Consider the following 394-nt stretch of genomic DNA (forward strand, 5'->3'; position numbering starts at 1 on the left):
GACAGGTCCAATATTACTGGATTGGGATGCTCAGGGCAGAAGGGGGGGCTGGAAATCCGATCGTTTTTGCGACTGTCACCTGTCTCGCCGTGATGATGTGCCTTTCGGGCGCTCTGTCGGGAATAGAGAAAGCCTGGAAGCCATTGACTGTCGCCGCACTCGCCGGGGTCGTGGCGACTATCTACTCGGGCTCGCGTATGGTTTGGGTGGCTTTATTGATTGCCGCTGTCGCCATCCTTGTAGTCAATCGCCATAGGTTCACTCGAGCGAATATGAGGCGGTTGCTGATTGTAGCGGGCGCTTCCAGCTTGTTAACGGCGGCAATTACGTTTCCGATCATCGTGGATCGCACTCATTTCCTTTTCGATGACTGGCAGGCCCTCACCACCAAAGG

Annotated in this window: 1 pseudogene; it reads left to right on the forward strand. The window is 55.3% G+C overall.

Annotated elements, in window-relative coordinates:
* A pseudogene (locus EN780_RS40235) lies at positions 1–394 on the forward strand (O-antigen ligase family protein); the annotation flags it as partial.

Source organism: Mesorhizobium sp. M4B.F.Ca.ET.089.01.1.1, from assembly GCF_004022605.1.
Lineage (GTDB): Bacteria > Pseudomonadota > Alphaproteobacteria > Rhizobiales > Rhizobiaceae > Mesorhizobium > Mesorhizobium abyssinicae.